This is a genomic window from Luteimicrobium xylanilyticum, assembly GCF_009429125.1.
In the GTDB taxonomy this organism is placed as follows: domain Bacteria; phylum Actinomycetota; class Actinomycetes; order Actinomycetales; family Cellulomonadaceae; genus Luteimicrobium; species Luteimicrobium xylanilyticum.
In genome coordinates, this window is record NZ_CP045529.1 from 221965 (window position 1) to 246205 (window position 24241).

The window sequence follows — 24241 nt, forward strand, 5'->3', positions numbered from 1 at the left end:
CCGAGACCGACCCCGCCCTCCGGCACCGATCCCCTGTACCCGCTTCGACGCACCCAGGAGCAGCGCATGACCACCACCAGCCTCACGAGCGTCGCCGACGAGCTGCGCGCCCACCTCGACTGCGGCGTCCTCGGCCCCGACGACGTCGCGTACGATCAGGCGCGCCGCGTCTGGAACGCCGACATCGACCGCCTGCCGGCGGCGATCGTGCGATGCACGAGTGCCCGAGACGTCTCCCGAACGCTGACCTGGTGCGTCGCGCACGACCTGCCCGTGACGGTCCGGTCCGGCGGTCACAACCTCGCAGGGACGTCGGTCGCCGACGGCGCGGTGCTGATCGACACCGCACTGATCGATCACGTCCGGATCGACACCGAGGCGCGCACCGTCACCGTCGGCGCCGGCTGCCGCTGGGGCGACGTGGACCGCCCCGCTTCCGAGCTCGACATCGCCGTGCCCGCCGGGGTCGTCTCGCACACCGGGGTCGCCGGCCTGACGCTCGGTGGAGGCTTCGGGTACCTGGCGCGCCAGTTCGGCGCGACGGTCGACTGGGTGCAGGAGATCGAGGTCGTGGTCGCCGACGGCAGCGTCCTGAGGGCCAGCTCAGACGAGCACGCCGACCTCTTCTGGGCGCTCAAGGGGGCCGGGCACAACTTCGGGGTCGCGACCGAGTTCGTCTTCCGGTACGTCGACCTGCCGGGTCTCGCGACGGTCCGCCAGTGCCTCTACGGCGCTTCGGACCGCAAGCGGCTCATCGAGCGGTTCGCGCAGTGGGGACCGGACGCCCCGGCGAACGTCGGCACGTACGTGCGGCTGCTGCGCGCTCCCGAGTACTGGTCGCAGATCCCGGCCGCGCACCGCGGTGAGCCGATCCTGTCGGTGGCGACCGTCACCTACGGTGACCCCGCCGACGAGCCCGAGCTCACCGCCGGCATGTTCGCCGACGTCGAGCCCATCTGGTCGTCCGTGCGCAGCATCCCGCACGTCACGCTCCAGCACGCCACCGACGACGAGTTCCGCTACGGCGTCGCCCACTACTGGAAGCACCTGTTCCTCAAGGAGCTCACCCCCGAGGCGATCGACACCGTGATCGAGCAGGCCGACGCCTATCCGGGCCGTGCTCTGAACTCGAGCGCATTCATCGCCCACCAGCTCATGTGCCCGTTCGAGATGATCGCCGGCAGCCGTACGCCTCGCGACGGCTCGAACGACTCGACCGCTGGGGTCGGAAGCCTGTACAGCGCCAACATCGGCGCCGACTGGGAGTACCCGGGAGAGAAGGCGCCGCTCGTGGCTTGGGCGAAGGCGTTCGACGAGGCGATGCGTCCCTATCAGGGCGGCACCTACGTGAACTTCGCGTCCGAGGGTGGGGACGACGCCGCCGCGCGTGCCGTCTACGGGACGAAGTACGACAGGCTGGTCCAGGTCAAGCAGCGCTACGACGCGGCGAACGTGTTCGCCCGCGGCCTCGTCGACCTCACCCGGCACGAGGAGGCGTGATGCGGGTCGGCACCGACTCCAGCAAGTTCCCGGGCGCCCTGGCTCACGGAGCCGCGTGGACGTTCGAGGAAGCGGCCCGGCACGGCCTGGACGGGGTGTTCCTGCGCTCGCCGTGGGAGCTGTCGTCGACCCTCGACGTCGGCGAGATGCGTGAGGCGCTCGCGGTGGCCGCCGGGCTCGGTCTCTACGTGCAGGTGGGCATCGGCAAGGTCGACCCGTTCACCGCGCCGGAGCTGCCGCAGATCCGCGACCACGGGGACGGCGACTACGTCCGGGGCCTGGTGCGGCTCGTGGGCACGCTGACCGACCTCGGGATCACCGACCTGTGGGCCGCGACGTGCAACTACCAGTTCCGCTACCGGTCCATCCTCGCCTGCGACCGCTTTCGGACGGACGTCTCGTGGCCGGACCAGCTCGTGGCGACGTCGCGCGTGCTCGATCTCCTGGCGCCCGCGCTGCGTGCGAACGGCGCGCACCTCGATCTCGAGACTCACGAGGAGATCACCTCGCGCGAGGTGGTCGCGCTCGTCGAGGGCGCCGGGCCGGACGCGTTCGGGATCACGTTCGACACCGCCAACGTCCTGGTGCGTGGTGAGGACCCGGTCGCCGCCGCGCGCCGGGTCGCCCCCTACGTCCGTGCGACGCATGCGCGCGATGTCGCCCTGCACACCACGGAGAACGGTATCGGGCGCTTCCTGCTGCCCGTCGGGGAGGGAGTCCTGGACTGGCCGGCGATCGTCGGCGCCCTGCTCGACGCGAACCCGGACCTTCCCGTGTCGGTCGAGGGCGTCACGACCTCGCGCGCCGAGATGACGCTGTGGGTGGACGACGCGCGCTGGTACGAGTCCGACCCCGGCCTCGACCCGGTCGAGCTGGCTCGCGTCCGTGAGCTCACGGCGGCCTACGAGGCGCGGGCGAGGACGGGTGACGCGCCGACGCTCGACCAGCTCCGCTCGCCGCTCGACGAGGCGGAGTCCTTGGCTTTCGTGCTCGACAGCGCACGTGCGCTGCGCGGCTTCGCGACCCGCAGGGCCGCGGCGTGATCGTCGCGCGGGCCCGGATCGGCGGCGTCCGGGGGCTGGTCGACGTCCACGTCGCCGACGGACTCGTGACCTCCGTCGAGCCGTGGGCGCCGGACCGGCCCCCGGTCGGCGACGACGTGCTCGACGTCGACGGTCACGTCGTGCTGCCGGGACTCGTCGAGTCCCACCTCCACCTCGACAAGGCGCTGCTAGGCGGGCCTTCGGGCGGCTCTGACCTGCAGGGGGCGATCGCCTGGACCGCGGCGCGCAAGGCCGACTTCACGCGCGAGGACGTCGCGGACCGAGCGCGCCGGGTCGCCCGGCTGGCGCTCGAGAACGGCACCACCACGGTCCGCGCGCACACCGAGGTCGACCCCGGCGTCGGGCTCGTCGGGGTGGAGGGCGTGCTGGAGGTCGCCGAGGAGGTCCGTGAGACGCAGCGGATCCAGGTCGCCGTGTTTCCCCAGGAGGGGCTGCTCGTGCGGCCGGGGACCCTCGAGCTGGTGCGTGAGGGCCTCCGTGGGCCCGACACGGTGGTCGGCGGCTGCCCCTACGTGGAGCCCGACCGCGAGGCCGCCGAGCGGCACGTCGAGATCGTCCTGGACCTCGCGGTCGAGCACGGCGTCCCCGCAGACCTGCACCTCGACCTCGCCGACGACGCCGACGACCCGCGCTTCACGCTCGCCGAGCACGTCGCGCGGGCCACCATCGACCGCGGGCTGCAGGGGCGCGTGGCGATCGGGCACGTCACGACCCTCGCCGCGATGCCACGGGACGACCGGGCACGGGTCCTGGCCGCGCTCGCTGCCGCCGACGTCACGGTGACCGTCCTGCCGGCCACCGACCTGTACCTGTCGGGCCGCGACGACGAGCGCAACGCGCGTCGCGGTGTGGCGCCGCTGCGCGAGCTGTGGGCCGCGGGCGTCCCGGTCGCCGTGTCGTCGAACAACGTCCGCAACGCGTTCACCCCGACGGGTCGCGCCGACCTGCTCGACATGGCGCTGCTCGCGGCTCGGGTGGGTCACGTGTCCGAGCCCGACGAGCTGGACCACCTCGTGGCAGCCGTCACGGACGTCCCGCGCCGCCTCGTCGATCCGGAGATCCCCGCCGGGATCACGCCGGGCGCACGCGGTGACCTCGTGGTGCTCGATGCACGCGATTCCGGGCAGGTCCTGCTCGACCAGCCGCGTCGGCTCGCTGTCGTCCGTGGTGGGCGAGTCGCGTGGACCGACCTTCCTGCCGTTGCCGTGCCGGGCTCGCTGGTCCTGGACCGTCGCGCAGCGTGCTGACCGGACGGGGCCCGCAGCCGATCGGCCTCGTCGGTGCGGCCGTCAGCCGCCCGGTGTGGGTGCCGCGGGAGGCGACCAGGCGCCGTCGTCCCTGATGGCGCGGGCGATGCGTCGGCTGATCTCGCGGAGCTGGCGGGTCTGGGGCTGCGTGAGCCGGTCGAGGACGAGCCGGTGGACCGTCTCGGTGTGGCCGGGTGTGGCGTCGTCGACCTTCTGCCGGCCGAGGTCGGTGAGCAGCGCGAGGGTGTAGCGGCCGTCCTCGGGGTCGGGGGTGCGTCGCAGCCAGCCCTTGGCCTCCAGACGTGTCGCCGCGCGGGACAGACGGGAGAGCGTGCTGTTCGCGTAGCCGGCGAGCACGCTCATCCGGAGCGTGCGGCCCGGGGCGGTGGACAGCGCGTAGAGGACGCCGTACTCGAAGTGCGTGAGCTGGGCGTCGCGCTGGAGCTGGGTGTCGAGCGCGGCGGGAAGCCACTCGAGCACGGTCGCCAGGGCGGCCCAGGTCTCGAGGTCGTCGCCCACGAGCGTCGTGGGGGTGCGGGGGGCCGGCATGGCAGCAGCGTACCGATCCGTGCCACGGACCCGTGCCGCGGTCGCTTGCTCAGGCAAGTCGAACCCGCGTACGTTTGACTTGCCTGAGCAAGTGAATGTCCGGCGCGAGCCGGCAGTGGACGACGGGACGACATGGATCTGGGACTGGCAGGGAAGAAGGCCTTCGTGAGCGGGTCGACGCAGGGGATCGGGTACGCGATCGCCGAGGCGCTGCTGCGCGAGGGTGCGGTGGTCACGGTCAACGGGCGCCACGAGGACGGGGTGCGGGGCGCCGTCGACCGCCTGCGCGCCGCCGTGCCGGGCGCCGACGTCTCCGGGATCCCCGCGGACTTCGAGGACCCGGCGCAGGTGCAGGGGCTGCTCGACCGCCTCGGTGACGTCGACGTCCTCGTCAACAACGTGGGCGTCTTCGACGTCGTCCCGTTCGACGCGATCCCCGACGACGAGTGGCGGCGGTACTTCGAGGTCAACGTGATGAGCGGGGTCCGACTCTCCCGGCACCTGCTCGGCGGGATGCTGGCCCGCGGCTGGGGCCGGATCCTCTTCGTCGCGAGCGAGTCCGGCGTGAACGTGCCCGCGGACATGACGCACTACGGCGTGACCAAGGCCGGGACCCTGGCGCTGAGCAACGGTCTCGCGAAGCTCACCCGCGGCACGGACGTCACCGTGAACACGATCCTCGGAGGGCCGACGTACTCCGACGGCGTCGCTCGCGCGGTCGAGGAGATCGCGCAGGCGCAGGGCGTTCCCGCCGACGACCTCAAGGGCGCGATCGTCGCCGAGAACCGGACGTCCCTGCTGCAGCGCTTCATCGACCCGGACGAGATCGCGAGCCTCGCGGTCTACCTCGCGAGCCCGCTCTCGTCCGCGACCAACGGCGCCGCGCTGCGTGCCGACGGCGGGGTCCTGACGACCGTCCTCTGACCGGGGGGACGCGCTGGCGCGGCGGTCCGCGGAGGCAGCGACGCCCGACGGCGCACGCGCGGCCGGCCAGGGTCGGCGTCAGTCCCCGGCGCGACGGGGGCGGAGCGCCGCCGCGCGCTCGTTGAGGTAGCGCTGCTCGACGACGCTCGTCGTGAGCTCGGCCGCGATCTGGAACTCGGCGCGCGCCTCCGCGGTCTCGCCGAGGCGCTCGAGCAGGTGGGCTCGCACCGCGTGCAGGCGATGGTGGCGTCGCAGCGTCCGGTCGGTCCGCAGCGGCTCCACCATCGCCAACCCCGCCGCCGGGCCCCCGACCTCGGCGACCGCGACCGCGTGGTTCATCGTCACGACGGGCCCCGGGGCGACCCGCTCGAGCATCCCGTACAGCGCGTCGATCTCGGCCCAGTCGGTGTCGCCGGGCGTCGCGGCCTCGTCGTGCACCGCCGCGATCGCGGCCTGCAGCTGGTACGGCCCCACCCGCCCGACCGGCAGCACCGCCTCGACGAGCGCCACCCCCTCGGTGATCAGCGCCCGGTCCCACAGCCGCCGGTCCTGCACGCCGAGCGGGACCAGCGCGCCGTCCGCCGTCGTGCGGGCCGCGCGTCGGGCGTGCGTGAGGAGCATCAGGGCGAGCAGCCCCGTGACCTCGTCGTCGGACGGCACCAGCCGGTGCAGCTCGCGCGCCAGCCGGATCGCCTCGTCCGCGAACGAGACGTCGACGAGCCCGGTGCCGGACGTCGTCGTGTGCCCCTCCGTGAACACGAGGTACAGGACCTGGGAGACCGCCGCGACGCGGGCCGGGAGCTCCTCGACGGGGGGCGGGACGAACCGGGCCCCGGCCTCCCGGAGCTTGGCCTTGGCCCGCGAGATCCGCTGCGCCATCGTCGCTTCGGGGACGAGGTGAGCGCGGGCGACCTGCGCCGTCGTGAGCCCTGCGACCGCGCGGAGCGTCAGCGCCACCTGCGACGACGGCGGCAGGACGGGGTGGCAGCACAGGACGAGGAGGGTCAGGGTGTCGTCGTGCTGGGAGGCCGGCGCAGCGTCCGCGCCCGGCGCCAGCAGCGCGTCCGACGGCGCCCGCGCGGCGTCCTCCAGCTCGCGCCGCTCGCGGGCCGTGTCGGAGCGCCACGAGTCCACGTAGCGGCGGGACGCGACGGTGACCAGCCACGCCTTCGGGTCACGCGGAAGCCCGTCGACGGGCCACGACAGCGACGCCGCGACGAGGGCCTCCTGCACCGCGTCCTCGGCGCGTCCGAAGTCGCCGTGGTGGCGCGCGACCGCGCCGAGGACGTCCGGCGCGTACCGGCGCCAGACGTCCTCCAGCGGCTCGCCCGCGCGGTCAGACGAGGTCATCGGCCGCGCGGGGGCCCTCGTTCACATACATCGACGGTCGCAGCTCGACGACGTCACCCGGCCCCGCGAACCGCGCGGCGACGGCCTCGGCCCGCTCCCGCGTCTCGCAGTCGATCAGGAAGAACCCGGCGAGCTGCTCCTTCGTCTCCGCGAACGGGCCGTCCGTGGTGACGTGCTTCTCGCCGTCCCAGCGGTAGACCGTGGACGACGACGGGGCCGCGAGCGCCTCCGCCACGACGAACTCGCCGGACTCGTTGAGCTCCGCGAGCAGCGCGTCGAAGTCGCGGTCCATCACGGCCCGCCGCTCGGCCGGGATCGCCTGACCCTCGGGCGTGAAGTCGATGGTCGGGTGGCCCCACGGGTCGGGGTTGGAGTGGATCAGGACGACGTACTTCATGGTGACCTCCGGGTGGTGCCGGTCGAGGACGCCGGTCGGCGGCCTTCACGGGGGACGTCGGAGCCGGGGTCGAGGTTTCGACACCGGCTCCGACCCATCCTGGCCCGCACCGCCGTCAGGCGCCGTGGACGGCGACGTTCACCAGGTCGGAGAGCGTGAACCGGCCCGGCTCCCGGCTGGGCAGGGTGGGCCGCCACGTCGGGTCGACCGACAGGAACGACAGCGGGTCGCCGTGGAGCAGCCCGACCAGGACCTCTGCGACGATCCGCCCCCCGACCGGGCCGAGGTGCGCCGCCCCGGCGAGCACGTCCGCCTCGCGGAGCACGTAGAACCACAGCGGGGTGTGCCCGGACAGGCGCTCGCGGACGGCGTCGGGCAGCTCGACGGCATCCTCGGCGAACACGTCGTCGGGCGTGAGCGGGGTGATCCCCATGGCCCGCGCGACGTCCTCACCGGACGGGACGCCGAGCTGCAGCCCGCGCAGCAGGTTCCGGACGGCGAGCTCCTGGGCGAGCGCCTTCGGCATCCCGGAGACGACGGTCTCGCGCCCGGCGACGGAGTCCGGCAGCGTCGACAGCGGCCGGGCGAGGACGTGGTCGATCTTGTAGCTCGGCTGGGGGAGGTGCTCGTCGACCGGGCCGGCGGCGTCGTCGATCCCGGGGAGGAAGTACTTCCACTGGAAGCCCCACTCGCCCGGCAGGGTCCGGAACCCGTTGAGGTTGTGGAGCGGGTCGGCGTCGTGGGAGAAGATCGGGATCCGGGACGCGTCGGTGACGCCCGCGACCGGCAGCGGGACGCGGTCGTTGATCGCGTAGCTCGGCCGGACCATCGAGTGCCCGTACCGGTAGGCGGCGACCGAGAACTCCACCGGCATGAACGGCTGCTCCTGCCAGTGGTAGAACCGGAGCCGCGGCACCAGCGTCTCGACCGTGCCGCCCCCGGGCACGGTGTACTCCTCCGTCGCGAGGACGTCGTCGACCACGTCCTGCCCGACGAGCCGCGGCAGGAAGTCGTGCACGACGACCCACTGGTAGTGCCAGCGGACCTCCTGCTGGGCGAGCTTGAACACGTCGTCGGTGCTCAGGCCGCTTCCGTGGGTGTCGTGCTCGACGCGGTCCACGACCCGGTTGTGCAGCTTCAGCATCGTGCACTGGAGCTGGGAGACGATGAGGTTCTCGTCGTTGCGCGGGTCCCCGATGACCGCGATCCGCGTGCCCGACGTCCGCGGCAGGTCGGGGCCCGCGAACCGCTCGTCGGACGAGACCGGATCGCCGAGCACGAGGTGCAGGCCGTCGTGCTCGTAGAGGAACGGCTCGTCCGCGGGGCCGCGCCCGTAGACGTTGTCCAGGTCGAAGCGTGGCGTGCGGTAGTCGGTGAGCGCGTCGGGGTCGGACTGGCGGGTCAGGCTCGACACCGGGTCGAACGTGATGTCGTGGTCGACGAACTGCCCGAAGTACGTGTAGCCCGCGGGCAGGCGGAGCTCGCCGTCGTCGAGCGTGGCGGTGTTCTCGTCGTCGTCGACCTCGCCGAGCGGCTTGTCGATCTTCCCGCCCTCGAGCTCTTGGACCATGGCCTTGCCGAGCTCGGCGAGGTCCTTGGCGCTCTGGGACCAGACGGGGACGTGACGGAACATGCGGCCGAACCGTCCGCGCGTCGTCGACGACGCGGGCGTGGTCGCGAGGCCGCGCAGCGGGGTGCCGTGCGGGCGGGGTGCGGTCGAGGTCGTGGGCAGGGGCTGCCCTGACAACGCGGTCATCTCTCGGTCCTCCGGGTCCAGGAGGCGTGGGGCACGGGCGTGCCTCAGGGTGCTCCACTCGGGAGGAGGGCGCCGGGCACGGTCTTGTGACCGTCGACCGACCGACCGACCGGCCGACGACGGCGCGGCCCCGCGTTCAGCCCTGCGCGCGCCCTCGCGCCCGCCGGCGCAGCGACCGCTCGACCCAGGCCGTCGGGACGAGGACGAGCAGCGGCCACGCGTTCCACGACGGGAACGCGAACGACAGGACGAACGCCAGCGCGAACGCGATCGACGCGGTCCAGCGGGCGACCGGTGGTCCGTCGTCGGGCGGAACGAGGCCGTGGCGCTCGAGCTCGATGCTCTCGAGGACGAGCGTGACCACGGCCACGAGCATCGTGCCGATGTACAGCGCGTGGGCGACGCGGTCGTCGCCGTCGGCGTCGACGAGGAGGACCGTGGGGACCGGGAAGAACGCGATGCACGCCAACCAGAGCAGGTTGAGCGAGACGGCGCGGCTCGTCGCGCCCGTGGCGTGGGCGAACAGGGCGTGGTGCGTCCGCCAGAACACGGCGACGACGACGAACGTGAGCGCTGCGGCGGCGAGCTGCCAGCCGTTGTCCGACACGAACTGGGCCGCGGTGCGACCTTCCAGGTCGCGCGCACCGTCGACCAGCGGCAGCACTACCAGCGTGATCGCGATCGCGACCACGGCGTCCGAGAAGAAGACGATGCGGTCGAGGGCGGTCCCACGGAAGACCGTGGGACCGCCCCCGCGGCCCTCGGTCTGCGGGGCCGCGGAATGGTCTTCGCTCACTCGGCCCCGCCGAGCGCGTCGGACACCACGTCCTTCGCCTCGGCCTGGACCTGCTCGAGGTGCTCGGCCGACACGAACGACTCGGCGTAGATCTTGTACACGTTCTCCGTGCCCGACGGGCGGGCCGCGAACCACGCGTTCTCGGTCGTCACCTTGAGCCCGCCGATGGCCGCGTCGTTGCCGGGCGCGTTCGTGAGCTTGGCCGTGATGTCCTCGCCCGCGAGCGTCGTCGCCGTCACCTGGTCGGGGGAGAGCTTCGCGAGCGTCGCCTTCTCCTCGAGCGACGCGGGCGCGTCGACGCGCGCGTACCAGGACTCGCCGTACCGCTCGACGAGGTCGGCGTGGTGCTGCGACGGCGTCCGGCCCGTCTTCGCGAGGATCTCGGACGCGAGCAGCGCGAGGATGATGCCGTCCTTGTCGGTCGTCCAGACGCGGCCGTCGAGGCGCAGGAACGACCCGCCCGCGGACTCCTCGCCGCCGAACGCGACCGACCCGTCGAGGAGTCCCGGCACGAACCACTTGAACCCGACCGGCACCTCGACCAGCTTCCGGCCGAGCCCCGCGACCACCCGGTCGATCAGCGCGGACGACACGAGCGTCTTGCCCACGGCCGCCGACGACGGCCAGCCCGGGCGGCGTGCGCCGTCGTCCCCGGTCCCGTACAGGTAGGAGATGGCGACCGCGAGGTAGTGGTTGGGGTTCATCAAGCCCGCGTCGGGCGTGACGATGCCGTGGCGGTCGGAGTCCGCGTCGTTGCCGGTCGCGATGTCGTACGGGGTGGTGCCGTCGGCCGCGGGCTCCATCCGGTGGCGCAGCGACGCCATCGCGTACGGGGACGAGCAGTCCATGCGGATCTTGCCGTCCCAGTCGAGCGTCATGAAGCTCCACGCCGGGTCGACCGTCGGGTTCACGACCGTCAGGTCGAGGCCGTAGCGCTCGCCGATCTCGCCCCAGTACTCCACCGACGCGCCGCCCAGCGGGTCGGCACCGATGCGCACGCCCGCCTCGCGGATCGCGTCGACGTCGATCACGTTCTGCAGGTCGTCGACGTACGCGGTGAGGAAGTCGTGCTTCTGGGTGCTCGGGACGCTGACCGCGACCGACAGCGGCACGCGCTTGACCTGCCCGACGCCGGTCCGCAGGATCTCGTTCGCGCGGTCGGCGATCCAGCTGGTCGCCTCGGATCCCGCGGGCCCGCCGTGCGGGGGGTTGTACTTGAAGCCGCCGTCGCGCGGGGGGTTGTGCGAGGGCGTGACCACGATGCCGTCCGCGAGCCCGGGGCCGCTCGTGCGGACGCCGTCGACGGTCGTGGCGCCGTTCGCGGTGAGGATGGCGTGGGAGACCGCGGGGGTGGGCGTCCACGAGTCGCGCGCGTCGACACGGACCTCGACGCCGGCCGCCGCGAGCACCTGCAGCGCCGACTCCCAGGCCGGGAGCGACAGCGCGTGCGTGTCGCGGCCGATGTAGAGCGGGCCGTCCGTGCCCTGGCTGCGCCGGTACTCGATGATCGCCTGCGTGATCGCGACGATGTGGTCCTCGTTGAACGCCGAGTCGAGGCTCGAGCCACGGTGGCCCGACGTCCCGAAGACGACCTTCTGGGCCGGGTCGTCCGGGTCCGGGTGGAGGTCGTAGTAGGCGCCCACGACGGCGTCGACGTCGATGAGGTCCTGAGGCTGAGCGGGGGTTCCTGCACGCGGATCCATGGCGCCATCCTGCCAGTGGCGGGACGGCACCGCGCGGGCCGCGCCCGGCGTCACGCCGCCGGAAGCGGGACGTCCCGACGGTGTGGCCCGAGCCGGAACGTGAGCGCCAGGCCGAGCGCCGTGACCGCGAGCCTGCACACGACGACGAACGCGCCGCGCGGCATCCCGGCCACGAGGCCCGCGAGCACGGCGGCACCGACGGCCGGCACGAGCGATTGGACCACGACGTCGTTGGTCTGCATGGCCGCAGATCGACCACCTCCAACGGCCGCTCGACGGGCTCGACCGCTCCATCGGCCGCGGCTGCCGCCGCACCTGCACGCTCAACAACCGTTCGGAGAATCTCGGTGATTCTCTCTTCCTGTTTCATCGGCCTCTGCCCTGCGGGTGCGGGGACTTGCGTGGCCTCGGCAGGCGGTTAGGGTCTCCGGGGAACTGCCCGGCGACCGTGGTGCTGGGTCTACGCAGCGAGGCGTAGGAGGTTGATAGCGGCGGTGCGGTCGCGGTCGTGGACGGTCCCGCAGGGGCAGGTCCAGGTCCGGTCCGCGAGGGTCAGGTTGTGGTTGACCTCTGCGCAGGTCGTGCAGGTGCGGGTGGAGGGGAACCACCTGTCCGCGACGACCACTTTGGACCCGTACCAGTCGGCCTTGTAGGTCAGCTGGCGGCGCAGCTCGGCCCACCCGGCGTCGGCGATGTGCCGCGCCAGGCGCCTGTTCTTCACCATGCCCGCGACGGACAGGTCCTCGATCACGATCGTCGACTTGGTTCTCGTCAACGACGTCGTGAGCTTGTGCAGGAAATCCGCCCGGGCGTGCGCGACGTCCAGGTGGATCTTCGCGAGGGCGGCCACAGCCTTCGCCCGGTTCTTCGAGCCCCTCTGCTTACGGGCCAGGGTCTTGTTCGCCCGCCGCAACCGACGGAGCTTGTGCCCGAGGTGGCGGGGGTTGGGAACCTCGACCACGGTGCCGTCATCGGCCGCGATCGTCGCGAACGTCGTGATCCCGAGGTCGATCCCGACCACCGGGCCGCCCACGGGTGCGGTGTGGTGGGCGTTGACGTCGGTGCGGTCGACCTCGACCTGGAACGCGACCCACCACCTGCCCGCACGCCGTTCGAACCGTGAGCCCAGGACGCGGGCGCGCCCGTCGGCGATCCGGTCGGTCAACCAGCCCATGTCCTCACGAACGGGCACCTTGCCGATCGTCGGGACGTGCACCAGCCGGGACGTGGCGGGGTGGGCGGTGTGGGCGTCGAACCGGCAGGTCGCCCCGTCCTTGCGTCGCCGGAACCGAGGGAACCCGACCCGTCGACCCTTGCGCGCCCCGGCCTTCGACTTGGCCCAGTTCGACAGCGCGGCCGCCAACGCCCGGCACGCTTCCTTCGGGACCCGCGAGGACAGCCCCTCATCGCCGAACCACAGGTACGTCTGGCGGTGGGTGGCCCGCCAGTACTTCTCCAGCGCGGGCGCCGACCAGCCCACCGCAGGCGTCAGCTCGTCATCGGGAATGCCGTAGGTGCGTTCCGCAGCGCGCTGTCCCATCACCGCCTTGACGTGTGCGAGGCAGTGGTTGAACACCACCCGGTGCAGGCCGGCGTGCTGGGCCAGGCGGTCGGCCTGGGCAGCGTCGGGTGCGAGCTCGACCCGGAACCCCTGCAACGTCACGACACCACACTCCCAGGCCCCACCGACATCGCCGCCACCGCGGCATCCGCCCGCCCGCGCGCGCAGCGGCGCCCGTCCAGGCGCGCGCAGAACGAGGTCAAGATCTCCGTCAGGTCCCATACCAGGTCGTCAGCGACCTCACCCTCGTCCAGGACCACGATCGAGCGGCCCTGTGCGCCAAGAGGGCTGCTGCACGAACGGGTGACATCCAACGTGTGGTGCCGTGAGGCGCCTCGAGATGAACACGCCCGTCGAATACGAGGATGCCCACGACGTTGCTCTCACCGAGCAGGTTCAACCCGCATAGGAGCGGCAGAAATCCTGGGGCGCTTCACAGTCCGCAACCCCGACGACCTCCTCGCCCGCACCGGCCCCGGTCCCCGGCGCCTGCTGAGCGAGACCGCCGACGACGCGGACGCCGTCGTCAGGGAAGCGCGCGCCGCACGTCCGTCTCCCTGAAGTCGTCGCCCTTGAACAGCAGCGGCTCGCCGGTGGTCACGGCCAGCGCGTACCCGAACGTGTCGCCGAAGTTGAGGCGCGCCCGATTGCCGGAAGCGCGGCCGAAGTCGCGGTGGGCCGCGCGGGCCGTCCGAGCCTGCTCCACCGTGACGGGCTCGATCCGAATTCCGAGGCTCTCGACGAGCTCGTCGAGCAGCCTGGAGCGCGTCGGGTCGCCCAGACGATCGACGACGACGCCCGCCTCGACGTAGTTCGCCGCCGAGAGCCAGGGGTCGGGATCGGCCTGGATGGCCACGAGGAACGTCTCACGCTCCGGTTCCCTCAAGAGGATCGCCATGAGTGCCGACGTCTCGACGATCACAGGACGGGGAGCCCGTTCTCGTCGTACATGTCCTCCATGATCTGGCGGGCCCGTGCGCGGTCCTCGTCGGTGGTGCGCGTGTCGATCTCGGCCAGCACCTCTTCGATCCGTCGGTTGCGCTTGTCGCGTTCCGACTCCCACTTCTCCCGCTCCAGGAGCTCCTCGAGCGCACGCTCGATCACGCTCGTCTGGGACTGGCCCGTGACGCGCGCGGCCTCGCGCGCGAGCGCGTGCACGCGCTCGTTCTTGATGTTGAGGCTCATGCCACGATTCTACCCTGGTAGACAGTCCTTCTACCAGGGTAGAAACAGCGGGTCCCAGGCACGCTCCGTACCATCGACCCCATGACCACGACGGGCCGGCAGCGGCCGGCGCCGCCGCACGTCGCGCGCGCACCACGCCCCGCAGCGGTGCGCCGTGCCGAGGCCGCCGCTCGCGCCCAGCAGCGCCGCCGGTCCCGTCGCCGCCGTACCTTCCTCGTCGGCGCCGTCGTCGTGCTGGTGGTCGCGGCGCTCGCGGTCGCCGTACCCGCCCTGCTCGGCCGCGACCACGGGAGCGCGCCGCAGGCCGGTCCGAGCGTCGCCGTCGCGTCCCAGCCGTCCGCCACCCCGACGACGGCGCCCGCGCCCACCGCCCGCGACCTCGCCACCGCGGCGATCACCACCGCGTGGACGGACCGCTGGCGCGGGGCGAAGGGCTTCCTCGGGACGGCGAGCGGGCCGGCGTCGTGCACGGGGAGCGAGGACGACCCCACCCGCTGCACCCAGAAGTTCGCGGGCGGGACGCTCGTATGGCGGCCCGCGAAGGGCGGCACGGTGACCGTCGCGCAGACGGACGACCCGGCCACCGACCTCGTGATCGTCAACAAGCAGCGCCCGCTCGACCCGAGGACGTTCGCCCCGAAGAAGCTGGTCGAGGTCGCCGGGCCGAACGAGGTCATGCGGCCGGAGGCTGCGAAGGCGCTCAAGTCGATGTTCCGGGCGGCGTCGAAGGCGGGGCTGCCTCTCGTCGTGCACAGCGCCTACCGTGCCTACGGCGTCCAGGCCTCGACCTACGAGGGCTGGGTCGCCGCGCACGGCAAGAAGCAGGCCGACAACGAGTCCGCTCGTCCCGGCTACTCGGAGCACCAGACAGGCCTGGCCGTCGACGTGCTCGACGCGTCCGGGTCGTGCGGGGCGATGACGTGCTTCGGGTCGACGAAGCAGGCCGCGTGGGTCGCGAAGAACGCCTGGCGGTACGGGTTCGTCGTCCGGTACCCGAAGGGCGAGGAGAAGACCACCGGGTACGTGTACGAGCCGTGGCACGTCCGGTACGTGGGAAAGAAGGTCGCCGCGGACGTGCGCGCGACCGGCGCGAAGACGCTCGAGGACTTCTTCGGCCTCTCCGCGGCCAGGACCTACTGACGGCCCCTCGCCGCGCACGGTGGCCCCGTCCGACCTAGCGTCAGGAGCATGCCCCACGCAGGTGGACCCCACCGCCCTGCCCGCCGCCCGCGCACCGCGGACCTGCGCGACGTCGTCGCGCTCGACCCCGTGTTCGCGAGGCCCGGCGAGGCGACCGAGCTCCCGCGGTTCCGGCTTCCCGACCAGCCGTCGCTGCCGGAGACCGCGTACCAGATCGTCCACGACGAGGCCATGCTCGACGGCAACGCACGGCTCAACCTCGCGACGTTCGTCGGGACGTGGATGGACGACCACGCGAACCGGCTCATGGTCGAGGCCGCGGACAAGAACGTCATCGACAAGGACGAGTACCCGCAGACCGCGGCCGTCGAGGAACGCTGCTGGCGGATGCTGGCGCACCTGTGGCACGCGCCCGACGTGGCACACGCGACTGGCACCTCGACGGCCGGGTCGTCGGAGGCGTGCATGCTCGGCGGTCTCGCGCTCAAGCGCCGGTGGGTCGAGGCGCGGCGCGCTGCGGGCAAGCCCGCCGACCGGCCGAACCTCGTCCTGTCGAGCGCCGTGCAGGTGTGCTGGGAGAAGTTCTGCAACTACTTCGACGTCGAGCCCCGCTACGTGCCGCTGACCGAGGAGCACAAGGTCCTCGACGGTCACGACCTCGAGAAGTACGTCGACGAGAACACGATCGGCGTCGTCGCGATCATGGGCGTCACGTACACGGGCATGTACGAGCCGGTCGCCGAGATCGCCGCCGCCCTGGACCGCATCCAGGCGGCCACGGGCCTGGACGTGAAGATCCACGTGGACGGCGCGTCGGGCGCGATGGTCGCGCCCTTCGTCCAGCCCGACCTCGCCTGGGACTTCCGGGTCGAGCGCGTCGCGTCGATCAACACGTCGGGCCACAAGTACGGGCTCGTCTACCCGGGGCTCGGCTGGGTGGTGTGGCGCGACGCCGATGCGCTGCCCGAGTCGCTCGTGTTCCGGGTGAGCTACCTGGGCGGCGACATGCCGACGTTCGCGCTCAACTTCTCCCGCCCCGGCGCCCCGGTGCTGCTGCAGTACTACCAGTTCCTCCGGCTCGGGGTGGAGGGGTACCGCGCCGTCCAGCGCACCTCGCACGACGTCGCCCGGTACCTCGCCGACGGCGTCGCCCGGATCGGGGCCTTCGAGCTGTGGAACGACGGGTCCGACATCCCCGTGTTCGCGTGGCGCCTCGCCGCCGACCACACCGATGCGGGCGCCGGCTGGACGCTCTACGACCTGTCCGAGCGCCTGCGCACGCACGGCTGGCTCGTCCCCGCCTACCCCATGCCGGACGACCTCACCGACGTGACCGTGCAGCGCGTCGTCGTGCGCAACGGGCTCAGCCGCGACCTCGCGGGCGCGTTCCTGGCCGACCTCGAGGCCGAGGTGCGGTTCCTCGACGCCCTGAAGACGCCGATGCCGTCGGCGGGGGAGCGGTCCGCGTTCCACCACTGAGGCCGGCGCCGGGCCCGACGACGTCACTCGCCTCCCGGCACCCGGTTGACCGCGTCCCCGGTCCAGGTGAGGTCGTCGTCCTCCGTCACCTCGAACGCCTCGAGGGCCTCGTCGGCGAGGATCTCCTCGACGAGTGCCCTCGTACCCCCGACCAGGGTCGAGTCGAAGTCGATCTCGCTCGCGACGCTCCACGCCCGGTCGGCCGGCCACAGGAGGTTCGGGCTCGCACCCGGGAGCCCGCGGTACCAGCCGAGCCCGGATGTGCGGGTCCACGACCCGTCGACGAGCTCGTCCGTTGTGGCGTCGAGCAGCACGTAGTCCCGGCCCGGGAGCTCGAGGAGGGGACCGTCGTCGGCGGCGGACGTGATCTCCGGGTCGACGGATGCGACGAGCTCGGTCTTCGCGTGGGCGTGGGCCCGCTCGAGCTCGTCGGGGGTCGGCACACCCTCGTCGACGGCGAGGAACAGCTGCGACGAGCGGCCCGGTCGCAGCTCGCCGTACCCGTTCCAGACCCCCGCGGTGAGGAGGTCGGGGGCAGCCGTGCGCCGTCCGAGGTGGTGCGCGAGCGCGCTCCAGGCGGCCGGGTCGAGCGCGCCGTCGCCGGGCGGACCTGCCTCGCGCCCGTCCGCCAGCGTGACGGAGTCACCCGGGGCGCCGCTGATCGACGTCCACTGCACGAGCGGGTGCACGACGGCGCGCGGCAGCCTCGACGAGCGTGCCGCGACCTCGGACCACTGCAGCGTCTCGGGCGGGACCTCCGCGTCGACCGACGGGACGTGCGCCGGCACCGGGTGCAGGATCCGCGCGTACGCCTCGAACCCGCGCGGCACCACCCCGCCGACGACGCCCCAGCCGCGCAGGCGAGGCAGGATCCAGTCGCCGCGGGCGACGTCGGGCGTGAAACGCATCGCCCCGGTCTACCACCTCCACCCGGCCCGAGTACGAGGGTTTCCGTCGAGTACGAGGGACACAGGCTCGGATTCGGTGGAACCCCTCGTACTCGGCGAGGACGGAGGCATGCGAATCACGACATAGGCTCGCGACATGTCTGAGCACCCCCTGCGCATCGCTGTCCAGATCCAGCCCCAGCACGCCGACTACGCCCAGATCCGCGACGCCGTGCTGCGCGCCGAGGAGATCGGTGTCGACGTCGTCTTCAACTGGGATCACTTCTTTCCGCTCAGCGGTGACCCCGACGGCAAGCACTTCGAGTGCTGGACGATGCTCGGCGCGTGGGCCGAGCAGACGAGCCGCGTCGAGATCGGCGCGCTCGTGAGCTGCAACTCGTACCGCAACCCCGACCTCCTCGCCGACATGGCCCGCACCGTCGACCACATCTCGGACGGCCGTCTCATCCTCGGTATCGGCGCTGGCTGGTTCGAGAAGGACTACGACCGGTTCGGGTACGAGTTCGGGACCCCCGGCACCCGGATCGCCGACCTCGCCGAGGCCATGCCCCGCATCACGAAGCGACTGGCCGTCGGCAACCCGGCACCGACCCGCGACATCCCGATCCTCATCGGGGGCGGCGGCGAGAAGAAGACCCTCCGGATCGTCGCCGAGCACGCCGACATCTGGCACAGCTTTGGCGACGTCGAGACCCTGACCCGCAAGTCGGCGATCCTCGACGAGCACGGAGCGGCCGTCGGCCGCGACACCGCGAACCTCGTCGAGCGGTCCGTCGAGGTGAGCCGGCACACGCCCGCCGAGGTCGCGGACGGCCTCGCCGCCGCCGGGGCCACGCTCTTCACGATCGGCGTCAACGGCCCCGACTACGACCTGACGCGGGCGACCGAGTGGGTCGCCTGGCGCGACGCGCAGCGCTGACCGTCCGACGGCGCCGTCGTAGGTTGGGCCCGTGATGCACCTGCGGGTCGTGTGCCCGGCCGAGCTGACGGAACGCGTCGTGACGCTCCTGCGCGGCAACACCGGCGTCGCGGACGTCGTGCTGCTGCGCGGCGCCGCCGTCGACCCCGCGGGGGACCTGGTGCTCGCGGACGTCGCCCGCGAGGCGACGTCCACCGTCGTCGACCGGCTCACGGAGCTCGGCGTCCCCGCCCGTGGGGTCGTGGCGCTCGACCAGACGGACACCGTGCTGTCGAAGGCCGTGGACCGCGCCGTCGACGCGGCTCCCGGTGAGCCGACCGACGCGGTCGTCTGGCAGGAGCTGCGGGAGCGCGCAGGGGCTGAGAACGAGCTCTCGGTGACGTTCCTCGTGCTCATGGCGATCGCCTGCGTGATCGGGATGATCGGCGTGGTCACGAACCAGCCGGTCCTCGTCGTGGGCGCGATGGCCGTCGGTCCCGACTTCGGCCCGCTCGCGGCGCTCGCCTACGGCCTGGTCCGCCGGAGCCGGTCGATGTTCCTCGGCGGTCTGCGCGCCACCGTGCTCGGGTACGGCGCGGGCGTCGCGGGCGCGCTCGTGGCCGCACTGCTGCTGCGGTGGTGGGGGCTGATCGACGTGCACGACCTGGTGAAGCCCCACTCGTTGACCGACTTCGTGTACCGGCCGGGGGCGCTGGGCGCGGTCGTCGCGTTCCTCGCCGGCGTGGCCGGAGCGGTGTCGTTGTCGACCTCGCGCACCGGGGCGCTCGTCGGCGTGCTGATCTCCGTCACGACGATCCCCGCGGCCGGCGTCGTCGGGGCAGCCATCGCGTTCGGTGTCGGCGACGACGCCGCGAGCGCCGCCCGCCAGCTCGCCGTGAACGTGGGGATGATCCTCGTCGGTGCGGTCGCCGCCCTGCTCGTGCAGCGCGGCGGCCAGGTGTTCGACCAGCGACGGCTCAGGCGCCGTTACGCCTGACCGGGCGTCGTCCCGGACAGCGCCGCCCGCGCCACCGCGAGCCGGCGCGCCGGGTCCATGAGCACGTGGACGTCGTCGACCCACTGCTCGACGCCGCCCACGCCTGCGGGCAGGGCCAACACCGCCGGGTCGGTGATCGACGCGCGCACCGCCTCCGGCACAGGCGCGACCCCGCGGAACGGGCGGTCGAAGAACGGGACGGTCGCGCCGCCGTCGGGCGCGCCGTCCGGTACGGGGAGACCCGCGGCGGCCTGGACCCCGAGCAGGACGTCGAACGCCCGCGCCAGAGCGGCCTCGCGCCCCCGCCACGACGTCGCGGCGAGCGCCTCGCGCAGGTGCGGACCGGCCGCCGACGCCGACGGCAGCGCCGCGAACGACGTCCCCAGCCACTTGGCGTACGGCGCCCAGCGGCCCTCGAGCACGTGCCCGAGGTGCATCGCGACCCGCGCGAGCCGACCGGCGAGGACAGCCGACCCGAGCTCGTCGCCCCGGCTGCCCGTCCGTCCCACGAACGGCAGCTCCTGCCCGAGGTGCGCCCACGCGGACGCGACCACGTAGCGGCGCACGTCGTCGGGGTAGCGGGCGAGGCGCTCGCGCAGGGCCGTGAGCTCGCCGGGGCCGTCGTGGAAGACCGGCCCCGCGCACACCTCGAGGACGCTCTGCCCGGTCAGCGCGAGCCACTGCCACGGCTCGAGACCGTCGGTCGGGTCGACGCCCAGGCGGGCCACCGCGAGCGCCCGGACGCTCGTGACCTCGACGCGGTGCCGCACCTGCGGGTCCCACGTCGTCGCGAACCGCACCGGGTGCCCGCGCCACGACGACGGCAGGCGACGCTCCAGCAGCGCGTCGACCTCGGGCACCGCCGCGTCGTCGACGAGCACCGTGAGCCGCAGCCCCCAGTCGTGGTCGCGGGACGTGTCGTCGTCGAACCCGAGGACGTCGGAGCCGCTCCCGAGCCGGCCCGCCGCGTGCACCACGCCCGCGCCGTCGAGAACTGGCGCGACGTCGTCGTCGTAGTACCCGCGGGCGAGTGCGGCCCCGGCGGGCGCGGGCGGAGGCGTCGTCACCCGCGGAACGTACCAGCGCGGGGTCGCGCGCCGCCCCCGCCCGCGCGAGACTTGAGGCCATCCGGCGGCGCGGCGGGAGGCGTCATGAGCAGCGCGAGCACGCAGACCCAGGAGACCGCTGCGGGCGGTGCGCCGCCGGGGTCCTTCGTCCGGGTGGTCGCGCTCGTCGGGCACGGCGGCGCCGGCAAGACGACGCTCGCCGAGGCGCTCCTCCACGTCACCGGCGCGATCCCGCGTCCCGGCCGGGTCGAGGACGGCTCGACCGTGACCGACACCGAGCCCGAGGAGATCGCGCGCGGCATGTCGCTCACGCTCGGCGTCGCGCACACCACGTGGACCGGCCCCGACGGCGCGCCCCGCACCCTGACGCTCCTCGACGCGCCCGGCCACCCCGACTTCGCCGGCCAGGTCGACACGGCGCTCGCGGTCGCGGACGTCGCGGCAGTCGTCGTGAGCGCGGCCGACGGCGTCCAGGCGGGCACCCGTGCTGCGTGGGCGGCGGCACGGGAGGCGGGGGTGCCGCGCGTCGTCGTCGTGACGCAGGAGGACAAGGCGCGCGCCGATTTCCAGGCCGTCCTCGCGGACCTGCGAACCTCGCTCGGCGCCGACGGCGACGAGCTCGTGCCGCTCGAGCTGCCGGTCGGGGAGGAGGCCGCGTTCCACGGGATCGCGGACGTCCTCACGGAGGCGGGCTACGCCTACGACGACGACGGCCACCACCACGACGAGCCCCTCACCGACGCCGTGGCCGCCCGCGAGCACGCGCTGCACGTCGAGGTGACGGAGGACATCGTGTCCCACGACGACGCCCAGCTCGAGGCGTACCTGGGCGGCGACGAGCCGGACGCGGGCGAGCTCGAGCGGACCCTCGCGCACGAGGTCGCGGCCGGTGCCGCGTTCCCCGTGCTCGTCGCGTCGGGGCTCACGCGGACGGGCGTGGACCGGGTCGCGGACCTCCTGTGGGAGCTCGCGCCGCCGGCCGCCGAGCGCGACCGGACCGTGCTGCTGGGCGACGAGCCGGTCGCGGTCGCCGCCGACCCCGGGGGCGAGGCGCTCGCGCACGTGTTCCGCACGGTCGCGGACCCGTTCGTCGGGCAGGTCTCGCTGTTCCGCGTGCTCTCGGGCACGGTGCGGTCCGGGGGCCGGCTCACCAACGCGTCGACCGGCGCCACCGAGCGCCTGCACGGCCTGTTCCGCGTGCAGGGCAAGGACCACCACCCCGTCGACACGGTCGTCGCGGGCGAGGTGGGCGCGGTCGCGAAGCTCGTCGGGACGCCGTCGGGCACTCTCCTCTGGGCGCGGCCGGCCGGGGCCACGGGCGCCCGACCCGTGGCCCCGCCCGCGCGGCAGCCCGCGTACGGGCTCAGCCTCGTCCCCGTCTCCCAGTCCGACGACGACCGCATGTCGACCGCCCTGGCCCGGCTCGTCGCCGAGGACCCGACGCTGCTCGTCGAGCGTGTCGCCGCGCCCGGCGGGGACGCGACCGTGCTCCGGGGCCTCGGGGACACGCACCTCGCGGTCGCGCTCGAGCGCCTCGACCGCGTGTTCGGGGTGCACGTCACGACCGGCCCCGTGCCCGTCGCGTACCGCGAGACGCTGGCACGGCGCGCGCAGGCCGAGGGGAAGGTCAAGAAGCAGTCGGGCGGGCACGGGCAGTTCGCCGTCGTCGACCTGCGGGCCGAGCCGCTGCCGCGGGGCGCGGGCTTCGAGCTCGTCGACAAGGTCGTCGGCGGCGCGATCCCGCGGTCCTACCTGCCCGCCGTCGAGAAAGGGCTGCACGACGCGCTCGCCGCGGGCGGGCCTCACGGGTACCCGGTCGTGGACGTGCGCGTCGAGGTCTACGACGGCAAGGCGCACTCGGTCGACTCGTCGGAGATGGCGTTCCGGACCGCCGCGGCCGCCGGACTGCGGGAGGCGCTCGCGGACGCCGGGACCGTGGTGCTCGAGCCGGTGAGCCGGGTCGTCGTGACGGTGCCGTCCGAGGTGCAGGGCGCGGTCCTGACGGACCTGTCGGGGCGGCGCGGGCACGTGGCCGCGACCGAAGGCCCCGACGACGCCGGCCGGGTCAGCGTCGTCGCGAGCGTCCCCGAGGCCGAGCTCGCCCGGTACGTGCTGGACCTGCGCTCGCTGACCGCGGGGCAGGCCGAGCTCACCATCGAGCCCGAGCGGTACGACGTCGCACCCCGCCACTGACCGCGAGGTACCCCGAGGGGCCGTCTACGTCGGGGGAGGGGCGGCGCGGCGGACCACGGCGCGGCCCGGCGTCGGGCGCGCCACGACCTCGAACCCGTGGGAGAGGAACAGGGTGAGCGTCCCGCGGTACAGGCCCGACGACGTCGTCCGCGGCTTCTCGGCGACGTCCACCGGGTACGCCTCGACGGCCGAGGCGCCGTGGCCGAACGCGTGCTCGACGGCCGCGTCGAGCAGCAGCCCCGCGACCCCCTGTCGCCGGTGTCCGGGCCGCACGACGAAGCACGTCACGGACCACGTCCCGTCGTCGCCGCGCCCGTCCTCGGGCAGGCTCTTGAGCGCGGAGGGGCTCGTGAAGAGGCGGGGCAGGTCGGTGCGCGGTGCGACGGCGCACCAGCCCACCGGCTCGTCCCCGGCGAGCGCGACGACGCCCGGGCCCGGCGCTGAACCGGCGTGGGCGCCGTCGAGCAGGCCCGCGGTGAGGTCGCGCCGCTCCGAGCGCTCGAGGTCGTCGAACGCCTTGCCGCGCAGCCGGTCCCACTGGCACCAGCAGTACGCGGGGTCGCCCCGCGCGAACACGACGTCGAGGTGCTCGATCCGCACGTCCGCGGTCGTGGTCAGCCCGTCCGTGGGCGTGGAAGCGGGTGGGGTCCCCATGCCGATCCACGGTAACGACCAGCGCCGCGCGCGCCACTAGACTCGGGCCCCATGGCGTCCTCTTCTGCGACCGACTTCGTGCTGCGCCCCTTCGAGGGCCTCCCCGGCGAGCCGGACTGGGTCGCGCTGCGTGAGGTCGTGCCCGCCGCGACCGCGACCGCCCGCACGACGGCGGAGCACGGGTCCCGGGACGTCGTCGTCACGACCGTCCTCCCCGGCGGGTGGCAGGCGCTGCACCGCGAGGACGGGACGGTCCTCCTCGCGCTCCAGGGCGTCGGCGCGTCGGACGACACCAGCCGCTACCTCGCCGCCGCGCTGCTCGAGGCGCTCGCGAGCGAGCCGGGCACGTCGGTCCTCATCGACCCGCCGACCGCGGGCCCGCGCCTGCAGGACGCCCTCGACCTCACGGTCCCGTTCGAGGTCACGGTGCGGGACGGCTTCGAGTACTGGCTCGACGGCGGTGCCGAGCGCACCGACGAGGTCGAGGCGTCGCTCCAGCAGGCGGCCGAGTCGATCATCCCGACGGTCAAGCTCGCGTCGGTGCCGTCGGCGTACTGGTGCCGCATGAACCGCGAGTTCCTGCGCTGGGCGCTGCCCGAGGACGAGGACACGGTCATCGACGCGCTGGCCCGCCTCCAGGCCCGCCGCGCGAGCGGGTTCGCGGGCGGGAAGTTCGTGGGCGCGTTCCGCTCGTCGGGCCTCGTGGTCCCGGTCTGGGAGCTGCCGCGCGGCACCGAGGCGGCGGACCTCGAGGAGCCCGCGGCCGCGTTCAAGGCCACGCTCGACGAGGCGCTGGCGGCCGACGTGCCGCTCGACGCGAACGAGCGGCGGGCCCGCGCGGGGATCGTCGCGCGGCAGGTCACCCTACGGTGA

At 73.4% G+C, this 24241-nt stretch carries 23 protein-coding genes and 1 pseudogene; 10 read left to right on the forward strand and 14 right to left on the reverse strand.

Going from position 1 to position 24241, the window contains the following annotated elements; translation table 11 throughout:
• Nucleotides 1–66 precede the first annotated feature (66 nt).
• Genes KDY119_RS00990 through KDY119_RS01000 form a run of 3 tightly spaced genes read left to right on the forward strand, consistent with a single transcriptional unit; the run spans nt 67 to nt 3811 of the window.
• Nucleotides 67–1500: an FAD-binding oxidoreductase gene (locus KDY119_RS00990; protein WP_036954293.1), complete on the forward strand. Its 1434-nt coding sequence runs from the start codon at nt 67–69 to the stop codon at nt 1498–1500.
• Entirely contained in the window at nt 1500–2543 is a 1044-nt protein-coding gene (locus tag KDY119_RS00995) for a sugar phosphate isomerase/epimerase family protein (RefSeq protein WP_153021814.1), read from the forward strand. Before KDY119_RS00990 ends, KDY119_RS00995 begins: the two co-directional genes overlap by 1 nt.
• The gene (locus KDY119_RS01000) at nt 2540–3811 is read left to right on the forward strand and encodes an amidohydrolase family protein (RefSeq protein WP_083891163.1); all 1272 of its coding nucleotides are present in this window, start codon (nt 2540–2542) and stop codon (nt 3809–3811) included. Before KDY119_RS00995 ends, KDY119_RS01000 begins: the two co-directional genes overlap by 4 nt.
• A gap of 42 nt (nt 3812–3853) precedes the next feature.
• On the opposite strand, the gene KDY119_RS01005 is transcribed toward KDY119_RS01000, so the two are convergent.
• Nucleotides 3854–4360: a MarR family winged helix-turn-helix transcriptional regulator gene (locus tag KDY119_RS01005; protein ID WP_036954297.1), complete on the reverse strand. Its 507-nt coding sequence runs from the start codon at nt 4358–4360 to the stop codon at nt 3854–3856.
• A 132-nt stretch (nt 4361–4492) separates the two neighbouring features.
• Here KDY119_RS01005 and KDY119_RS01010 point away from each other — a divergent pair, with 132 nt between their 5' ends.
• Complete coding sequence (locus tag KDY119_RS01010) at nt 4493–5284, forward strand: SDR family NAD(P)-dependent oxidoreductase (RefSeq protein ID WP_036954299.1); 792 nt, start codon at nt 4493–4495, stop codon at nt 5282–5284.
• A 78-nt stretch (nt 5285–5362) separates the two neighbouring features.
• Here KDY119_RS01010 and KDY119_RS01015 read toward each other — a convergent pair whose 3' ends face one another.
• The 10 genes and pseudogenes from KDY119_RS01015 to KDY119_RS01055 form a co-directional block, all read right to left on the reverse strand.
• The gene (locus KDY119_RS01015) at nt 5363–6634 is read right to left on the reverse strand and encodes an RNA polymerase sigma factor (RefSeq protein WP_036954302.1); all 1272 of its coding nucleotides are present in this window, start codon (nt 6632–6634) and stop codon (nt 5363–5365) included.
• Nucleotides 6621–7031 carry a YciI family protein gene (locus KDY119_RS01020; protein WP_051136878.1) on the reverse strand — a complete coding sequence of 137 codons (411 nt, stop codon included), beginning with the start codon at nt 7029–7031 and terminating at the stop codon, nt 6621–6623. Before KDY119_RS01020 ends, KDY119_RS01015 begins: the two co-directional genes overlap by 14 nt.
• 115 nt (nt 7032–7146) lie before the next feature.
• The gene (locus tag KDY119_RS01025) at nt 7147–8787 is read right to left on the reverse strand and encodes a peroxidase family protein (protein ID WP_051136879.1); all 1641 of its coding nucleotides are present in this window, start codon (nt 8785–8787) and stop codon (nt 7147–7149) included.
• 136 nt (nt 8788–8923) lie between these two features.
• Complete coding sequence (locus KDY119_RS01030) at nt 8924–9583, reverse strand: TMEM175 family protein (RefSeq protein WP_051136880.1); 660 nt, start codon at nt 9581–9583, stop codon at nt 8924–8926.
• Nucleotides 9580–11286 (reverse strand): phosphoglucomutase (alpha-D-glucose-1,6-bisphosphate-dependent), encoded by a 1707-nt coding sequence (gene pgm, locus KDY119_RS01035; protein WP_153021815.1) that lies wholly within the window; start codon nt 11284–11286, stop codon nt 9580–9582. The genes KDY119_RS01030 and pgm overlap by 4 nt, the downstream gene beginning before the upstream one ends.
• A gap of 50 nt (nt 11287–11336) precedes the next feature.
• Complete coding sequence (locus KDY119_RS01040) at nt 11337–11528, reverse strand: hypothetical protein (RefSeq protein WP_036954311.1); 192 nt, start codon at nt 11526–11528, stop codon at nt 11337–11339.
• A gap of 218 nt (nt 11529–11746) precedes the next feature.
• Complete coding sequence (gene tnpB, locus KDY119_RS01045) at nt 11747–12949, reverse strand: IS607 family element RNA-guided endonuclease TnpB (protein WP_036954314.1); 1203 nt, start codon at nt 12947–12949, stop codon at nt 11747–11749.
• Nucleotides 12946–13137: pseudogene (locus KDY119_RS19000) on the reverse strand (IS607 family transposase); the annotation flags it as partial. The gene tnpB and the pseudogene KDY119_RS19000, both read right to left, overlap by 4 nt.
• A gap of 236 nt (nt 13138–13373) precedes the next feature.
• Nucleotides 13374–13769, reverse strand: coding sequence for a type II toxin-antitoxin system VapC family toxin (locus KDY119_RS01050; protein ID WP_036954317.1), 396 nt, complete (start codon nt 13767–13769; stop codon nt 13374–13376).
• Nucleotides 13766–14032: a type II toxin-antitoxin system VapB family antitoxin gene (locus tag KDY119_RS01055; RefSeq protein WP_036954319.1), complete on the reverse strand. Its 267-nt coding sequence runs from the start codon at nt 14030–14032 to the stop codon at nt 13766–13768. The genes KDY119_RS01050 and KDY119_RS01055 overlap by 4 nt, the downstream gene beginning before the upstream one ends.
• An 81-nt stretch (nt 14033–14113) precedes the next feature.
• On the opposite strand from KDY119_RS01055, the gene KDY119_RS01060 reads away from it, so the two are divergent.
• Nucleotides 14114–15172: a M15 family metallopeptidase gene (locus KDY119_RS01060; protein ID WP_153021816.1), complete on the forward strand. Its 1059-nt coding sequence runs from the start codon at nt 14114–14116 to the stop codon at nt 15170–15172.
• A 48-nt stretch (nt 15173–15220) separates the two neighbouring features.
• On the forward strand, nt 15221–16651 hold the full coding sequence (locus KDY119_RS01065; RefSeq protein ID WP_051136881.1) for a glutamate decarboxylase: 1431 nt from the start codon (nt 15221–15223) through the stop codon (nt 16649–16651).
• A gap of 23 nt (nt 16652–16674) precedes the next feature.
• On the opposite strand, the gene KDY119_RS01070 is transcribed toward KDY119_RS01065, so the two are convergent.
• Nucleotides 16675–17559: a hypothetical protein gene (locus tag KDY119_RS01070; RefSeq protein WP_051136882.1), complete on the reverse strand. Its 885-nt coding sequence runs from the start codon at nt 17557–17559 to the stop codon at nt 16675–16677.
• 136 nt (nt 17560–17695) lie between these two features.
• On the opposite strand from KDY119_RS01070, the gene KDY119_RS01075 reads away from it, so the two are divergent.
• Nucleotides 17696–18478 (forward strand): LLM class F420-dependent oxidoreductase, encoded by a 783-nt coding sequence (locus tag KDY119_RS01075; RefSeq protein WP_036954322.1) that lies wholly within the window; start codon nt 17696–17698, stop codon nt 18476–18478.
• Nucleotides 18479–18512: 34 nt separating this feature from the next.
• Nucleotides 18513–19454, forward strand: coding sequence for a DUF389 domain-containing protein (locus tag KDY119_RS01080; protein ID WP_051136883.1), 942 nt, complete (start codon nt 18513–18515; stop codon nt 19452–19454).
• On the opposite strand, the gene KDY119_RS01085 is transcribed toward KDY119_RS01080, so the two are convergent.
• Nucleotides 19445–20521 carry a DUF4037 domain-containing protein gene (locus tag KDY119_RS01085; protein ID WP_153021817.1) on the reverse strand — a complete coding sequence of 359 codons (1077 nt, stop codon included), beginning with the start codon at nt 20519–20521 and terminating at the stop codon, nt 19445–19447. The two genes, KDY119_RS01080 and KDY119_RS01085, sit on opposite strands and share 10 nt — an antisense overlap.
• 84 nt (nt 20522–20605) lie before the next feature.
• On the opposite strand from KDY119_RS01085, the gene KDY119_RS01090 reads away from it, so the two are divergent.
• Entirely contained in the window at nt 20606–22714 is a 2109-nt protein-coding gene (locus tag KDY119_RS01090; protein ID WP_153021818.1) for an elongation factor G, read from the forward strand.
• Between the two features lie 24 nt (nt 22715–22738).
• Here KDY119_RS01090 and KDY119_RS01095 read toward each other — a convergent pair whose 3' ends face one another.
• Nucleotides 22739–23368, reverse strand: a complete 630-nt coding sequence (locus tag KDY119_RS01095) for a GNAT family N-acetyltransferase (protein WP_051136884.1) — start codon at nt 23366–23368, stop codon at nt 22739–22741.
• A gap of 51 nt (nt 23369–23419) precedes the next feature.
• On the opposite strand from KDY119_RS01095, the gene KDY119_RS01100 reads away from it, so the two are divergent.
• A complete protein-coding gene (locus KDY119_RS01100; RefSeq protein ID WP_036954330.1) occupies nt 23420–24241 on the forward strand; it encodes a DUF5926 family protein in 822 nt (273 codons plus the stop codon).